General features: G+C 59.8%; 7 protein-coding genes and 1 pseudogene. 2 read left to right on the forward strand and 6 right to left on the reverse strand.

What is annotated here, in order from left to right; translation table 11 throughout:
• Nucleotides 1-54: 54 nt before the first annotated feature.
• Complete coding sequence (locus L9059_RS25875; protein ID WP_247293698.1) at nt 55-915, reverse strand: pirin family protein; 861 nt, start codon at nt 913-915, stop codon at nt 55-57.
• Nucleotides 916-976: 61 nt separating this feature from the next.
• Nucleotides 977-1,393, reverse strand: coding sequence for an OsmC family protein (locus L9059_RS25880; RefSeq protein WP_247293700.1), 417 nt, complete (start codon nt 1,391-1,393; stop codon nt 977-979).
• Nucleotides 1,394-1,548: 155 nt separating this feature from the next.
• Here L9059_RS25880 and L9059_RS25885 point away from each other — a divergent pair, with 155 nt between their 5' ends.
• Entirely contained in the window at nt 1,549-2,553 is a 1,005-nt protein-coding gene (locus L9059_RS25885; RefSeq protein ID WP_247293702.1) for an amidohydrolase family protein, read from the forward strand.
• Here L9059_RS25885 and L9059_RS25890 read toward each other — a convergent pair.
• From L9059_RS25890 to purM, 4 genes and pseudogenes are all read right to left on the reverse strand, one after another.
• Nucleotides 2,549-2,626, reverse strand: a pseudogene (locus tag L9059_RS25890) (outer membrane lipoprotein carrier protein LolA); the annotation flags it as partial. The gene L9059_RS25885 and the pseudogene L9059_RS25890 overlap by 5 nt on opposite strands.
• A 232-nt stretch (nt 2,627-2,858) precedes the next feature.
• Nucleotides 2,859-3,572, reverse strand: a complete 714-nt coding sequence (locus tag L9059_RS25895; RefSeq protein WP_122837993.1) for a DUF3108 domain-containing protein — start codon at nt 3,570-3,572, stop codon at nt 2,859-2,861.
• An 8-nt stretch (nt 3,573-3,580) separates the two neighbouring features.
• Complete coding sequence (gene purN, locus L9059_RS25900) at nt 3,581-4,231, reverse strand: phosphoribosylglycinamide formyltransferase (RefSeq protein WP_247293704.1); 651 nt, start codon at nt 4,229-4,231, stop codon at nt 3,581-3,583.
• Nucleotides 4,231-5,289: a phosphoribosylformylglycinamidine cyclo-ligase gene (gene purM, locus L9059_RS25905; protein ID WP_150581682.1), complete on the reverse strand. Its 1,059-nt coding sequence runs from the start codon at nt 5,287-5,289 to the stop codon at nt 4,231-4,233. The genes purN and purM overlap by 1 nt, the downstream gene beginning before the upstream one ends.
• 381 nt (nt 5,290-5,670) lie before the next feature.
• Here purM and L9059_RS25910 point away from each other — a divergent pair.
• Nucleotides 5,671-6,120: DUF2066 domain-containing protein (locus L9059_RS25910; RefSeq protein WP_247293707.1), on the forward strand; the 450-nt coding region annotated here is incomplete at its 3' end.

The following is a 6,120-nucleotide window of genomic DNA, read 5'->3' on the forward strand; positions in this document are numbered from 1 at the left end:
CAGGACGCCATCGCGAGCCTGCTCGCGATGGCGGTATCATTGACATCGCATAGCTCAAGGTAACTCAATACGCTCGCTTTCCCCCGGCACTGTCGGCCAATCCCCAGCCGCCCAACGCCGTCGCGCCTCATCGATCGCCGCCGGATCACTCGCGACAAAATTCCAGTTGATCCGCCGCGGGCCGTCCAGCGGCGCACCACCAAACAGCATGGCATGACAGTCGCTCTCGGCGAACAACGTCATCGTTTCCCCGACCGGCAGCACTACCAGCGAATGCGCTTCAACCCGCTCGCCATCGAGTTGTACCTCGCCGTCGAGTACATACAACGCCCGCTCTGCATGCTCGGTGGGAATCAGCAAAGTGGTTGCGGTCTGCAGGTGAAGTTCGGCATACAACGTAGGAGAAAGCACCGGCACTGGCGATTCCAGGCAAAAGCCTGCCCCGGCAATCATCCGTATCTGCACTCCAAGATTGTCACTGACCGGCAAGCTGGCCGCTGGATGGTGGCTGTAATGCCCCGGCCCCTGTTCATGCGCCTTGGGAGAGGCGAGCCAGACCTGCAGGCCATGCATCGTGAAGCCGCTTTCCTTCAGGGAGGCCGGCGTACGCTCGACGTGGGCAATGGCGCTGCCCGCTGTCATCCAGCTGACGTCACCGGCCGCCACCACCTGATCGGAGCCAAGGCTGTCCTTGTGCTGCAGCTGACCTTGAAACAGGTAGGTGAGGGTGGAGAGGCCGATGTGCGGGTGCTGGCGGATATTCATGCCCGTTCCTGCGGCATAACGGGTTTCGAGCATGTGGTCGAAAAATACGAAGGGCCCGACGCTACGGCACTTGGCCGACGGCAACGGGCGAAGAATCGGCTGGCCTTCGACGTCTTCGGGGCGAGGGCGGATCACGAGTGGAGAGTTCATGGTGCATTCCAGGCTGAGCGGGTGACGCGAAGAGCATAACCCGCTTGCACAGCCCTTGCCGCTATTGGCTGAAAGCACCTTCGGACAGGTGGGTTTCGATGCTGACGTCGGTGGTGGTCATCAGCTTGTGGACAGGGCAGCGATCGGCCACACGATGCAGTTCTTCGCGCTGGGCGTCGGTGAGCACGCCCTTGAGCGTCAGCTTGACGTGCAGGGCGTACTTACCTTTCGGCTCTTCACTGTTGTCGCGCTTGACCTCAACCGTTACGCCGGTCAGCGGGATGTCTTTCTTTTTGGCGTACATCTTCAGGGTCAGAGCCTTGCAGGCCCCCAGTGCCGCGTCGAAGTAGTCGTGCGGCTCGGGCGCCGTACCTTCACCCCCTGAAGTGGTGGGCACGTCGGCAAAGAGCTCGTGGTCGTCGATTTGTACACTGTGGCGAAAACCTTCGGCGGATACGGTATTGACGGTAACTGTCATGGCAAACCTCGCTGGCGGTAGGAAAAATCCATCCTATGAAAACGGACCGTGAAGTTATAGAACATTGCGTTCGCTGAGCGTTCCACTTTCCTGTCCGCTGAACCTGATGCTCGCACGAGGGTCTACGCTGTTCCTGACTGTTGGAGATAGCCCCCTTGCATCCGTTCCGACTCAGCGTTGCCTGCTTGCTGGCGTTATCAAGCGCTGCTGCCAGTGCGCGCGAATATGCCTACAGCGATGCTCATCTGCATTATGTGGATTTCTTCCAGGAAACGGCGGGCATGCCCAAGTTGCTCAAGGCCATGGCTGACAATCGCATCGAGCATGTGATGATCTCCGGTATTCCGGTGGCGAAGAAATGGCATGAGGATGAGCCCAAGCGACCCCGTTACTACGCAGGGGATGACGCGGATGCCTATTGGTACAGTGCAACCGACGTCATAGTGGCGGCGGCAGTGAGCAAGCTGACGCCGGAACAGCGTCAGCGCTTTCATCCGTTTCTGGCCGGCTTCAATCCCAACGACAAAAACTCTGCGGCGCATATCCAGCGCATGCTCGATCTGTATCCCGGCTTGTGGCAGGGCATCGGCGAGGTCTTCACCCGGCACGACGACCTGACCGCTTTGACCTCCGGTGACACGCCCAGGGCCAACAACGAGGCCATGACGCGGATTTATCACCTGGCTGCGGAAAACGATCTGCCGGTGATGGTGCATTCCAACATCACCTCCAAGCGCGAGAAAAATCCGCTCTACCTCGCGGAAATCGAAGAGCCGTTGCGCAACCATCCGCACACCCGATTCATCTGGGCCCATGCCGGTACCAGTGCGGAAATTCACCGGCACCAGGTTCAGTTGGATTTCCTGTTGCCGACCCTGACCCGCATGCTGGAGGCCTATCCCAATTTATTCATCGACCTGTCCTGGAGCCTGCTGACCCCGTATCTGCTGGATGAGCAAGGCAAGCCGCGCCGAGAGTGGCTGGCACTGGTGGAGCGCTTTCCGGAGCGTTTCATGGTCGGTTCTGACGTGGTGGGGCGCTTCAATAAGCTCGGCAAGGAAATGCGCAGCTTCGATCCGTTTCTGGATGCGCTGCCCGAGGACGTTGCCAAAAAGGTCGCCCGCGACAATTTCCTCGCAATCCTGCCGCGCCCCTTGTAGGAGCGAGCCTGCTCGCGAAAAACCTGAGGGCGCCGCGGGGTGTCAGGTGCCCTGTGTCATCGTTAGCGACCATCGCGAGCGAGCTCGCTCCTACAATTGCATTGCAGGCGCTTGCTCGCGAAAAACCTGAGGGCGCCTCGGGGTGTCAGGTGCCCAACGTCATCGTTAACCACCATCGCGAGCGAGCTCGCGCCTACAATTGCATTGCCGGCGCTTGCTTGCGAAGAGCCCGAGGGCGGTATGGGTTGTCTGAAGTCGAAACGAAAAAAGCCCCGCGATTGCGGGGCTTTTTTTTCTACTGTGGCTCAGCTGCCTTTGACAGCCTTGCCGTTCACCGTACCGTCTAGGAGCATGATGTTGTACTCCTTGCCGTCGGTTTCAACCTGTTGCAGGCGGACCAGCAGGTAATCCCAATCCTTGGCAAACCACAGCACGGTAATGCGCTTGCTCTGAGTTGGGTCGCGCACGCGCTCGACCTTGATCGCGTCGATCTGGCCAGCCTTGGTGTCGACTTTTTCTGAGCCCAGCACGCGGAAGTCATAGGTATCGACTTCACCATCATCGACCACCTGATAGCTCATGCTTTTCTTGCCCGCAGCCACGTCATGCTGCAGTGCGAGTTGGTAAGTGGATTTGTCGACCATTCCGCGGTTCAGTGGGAGTTTGACCGGATCACCGCGATCGGTGCCGGTGACCATCTTGGTGGTCCAGTCGAAATCCAGGTCTGCCTTCTTGGCTTTACCCAGGCCGCCACGTTCGAAGTGGTAGGACTGCGGCAGCAGGGTGTCCTTGTCCAGTGTCAGGGTGCTTTCTTCGGACAGGCTGGCGATCATCATCGAAGCCTTGAAGCTGAGCTTCCAGACGCCATTGGCTTCCTTGGTCAGGCTGCGCGATGCCGTGCCGCTCATGGGTAACTGTTTCCAGTCGGCGGTGTAGCTGGCGGAGAAAGGTTGAAGTTCTGCAGCCTGTGCCAATGGCAAGGCGAGCAGAGCGCAAGCGAAGAGCAGGGCACGACGCATAATATCTCCTAGGTTCGAATCAAGTGGCCGCTGGCGGCGAGTAACTGCCCGTCCAGTAAAGTACCTTGCTCACCGAGTGATAAGCGACCTTCGGCAAACCAGCGTACGGCCATCGGGTAGATCAGGTGTTCCTGGGTGTGGACTCGCTGCGCCAGACTCTGCGGCGAATCATGCAACTCTACCGGTATTACTGCCTGTACGACCAGTGGTCCGCCATCGAGTTCCTCGGTGACGAAGTGTACGGAGCAGCCGTGTTCAGTGTCGCCGGCTTCCAGCGCGCGCTGATGTGTGTGTAACCCTTTGTATTTGGGTAGCAGCGAGGGATGGATATTGAGCAGGCGACCCGCATAGTGACGCACGAAATCAGCGCTGAGAATGCGCATGAATCCGGCCAGCACCACGAGTTTGGGGTTGAAGGCGTCGATCAGTTCGATCAGCGCGGCATCGAAGGCTTCGCGGCCATCGAAAGCCTTGTGATCCAGGGAGCGGGTGTCGATACCCGCTTCCCTGGCACGTTGCAGGCCGAAGGCGTCGGCGCGGTTGGAAATCACCGCAGCGATGCGGACCTGGCTGTCGCCGGTCCGCGTGCTGTCGATCAAGGCCTGCAAGTTACTGCCGGTGCCGGACAACAGCACCACCACATCACAGGTCTGGGACATTAATGAGCCTTGAGGTTCTTCAGTTCAACCTGAGCCGCGCCTTCGGCAGCGGTGGCGATCTGACCGATGACCCAAGGCTGCTCGCCGGCTTCACGCAGCACATTGAGCGCAGTCTCGACGTGCTCTTGAGCCACGCAGATGACCATGCCGACGCCGCAGTTCAGCACGCGGTGCATTTCGTTTTCGTCGACGTTGCCTTGCTCTTGCAGCCAGTCGAACACAGCAGGGCGAGTCCAGCTTGCAACGTCAACCACCGCTTGGGCGCCTTTTGGCAGAACGCGCGGGATGTTGTCCAGCAGGCCACCACCGGTGATGTGGGCCATGGCCTTGACGGCGCCGGTGTCCTTGATCAGCTTGAGCAGCGGCTTCACATAGATGCGGGTCGGGGCCATCAGCAGGTCTGTCAGCGGTTTGCCGTCGAGCTGGATGTTTTCGATATCGGCACCGGACACTTCGATGATTTTGCGGATCAGCGAGTAACCGTTGGAGTGCGGGCCGGAAGACGGCAGGGCGAGCAGGGCATCGCCGGCAGCGACTTTAGAACCGTCGATGATTTCGGATTTTTCAACGACGCCGACGCAGAAACCGGCCAGGTCGTAGTCTTCGCCTTCGTACATGCCCGGCATTTCAGCGGTTTCGCCGCCCACCAGGGAGCAGCCCGACAATTCGCAGCCAGCGCCGATGCCGGTCACAACCTGGGTCGCGGTCTCGACGTTAAGTTTGCCGGTGGCGTAGTAGTCGAGGAAGAACAGTGGCTCGGCGCCGCAGACCACCAGGTCGTTCACGCACATGGCCACCAGGTCGATGCCGATGCTGTCGTGTTTGTTCAGGTTCAGCGCCAGGCGTAGCTTGGTGCCGACGCCGTCGGTGCCGGAAACCAGAACAGGCTGCTTGTAGCCGGCCGGGATTTCGCAGAGGGCGCCGAAACCGCCCAGGCCGCCCATGACTTCCGGGCGCGCAGTGCGCTTGGCGACGCTCTTGATGCGTTCGACCAATGCTTCACCGGCGTCGATGTCTACACCGGCGTCCTTGTAGCTCAGGGAGGGTTGCTTGCTCATGATCCAGGCCTTTAGGGGGGATTTCTGGGTAACGACCGAGTCCAGCGGGAACGCCGAAACTGCGAAGGCGAGAGCCTTGTGCGCTATTCGGACACTGCCCGGCTGTTGCCGGTCTGCGAAGGCGCGCGATTTTATCAGGCTTGAAGGGCAGCGACCATCCTCACGCCGACGGCAGGGGCATATCGGCCGAAAAAAACCGTCATATCCCGTATTGGTCGTCTCGCTCATGCCTGTATAAGGTAGCGCTATTAACCGTCTATCGTTATGACAGTGCAAAACTTGCCCAGGCCGGGTGAGTGTTCTGTCGAAGGGTGTGGTCACAGCCATGTTCGTCCGGATCACGCGGCCTGTTCCAGCCGCTCCAATATTCAGGAATATTTCATGGTTTTTTTTCCGAAATGTTTGTTTGTGGGCTGTTTGTCGCTATTCAGCCTGGCAGGTCATGCCGAAACGGTTAAAAGTCTTTATCAAGTGCGTCAACCTGTGAGCGCCCAGTCATCGGAGATTCGCGACCAGGCGACCCAGGAAGCACTGGACACACTGGTGTTGCGCCTGACGGGCGATCCCAAGGCCGCGCAAAACCCCGGCTTGGCCGCCCTCCGCAAGGACCCGCAGCAGATCATCAGCCAGTACGGCTTCGAGGCGGGGCCGCCGCAGGTGTTGAAAGTCGATTTTGACCCTGCGACCACTGAGCAGGCGCTGCGTCGTGCCGGTTTGTCTCTGTGGGGTGCCAATCGGCCGTCGATCCTGGGGTGGTGGTTGAACGACGCCACCGAGGGTTCGAGCCTGGTCGGCGATGGCCAGGCCAGCGCGGCGCCGCTGCGTCGTGCG

Origin of the sequence: Pseudomonas violetae, from assembly GCF_023072615.1 — a bacterium.
Taxonomy (GTDB): Bacteria; Pseudomonadota; Gammaproteobacteria; order Pseudomonadales; family Pseudomonadaceae; genus Aquipseudomonas; species Aquipseudomonas violetae.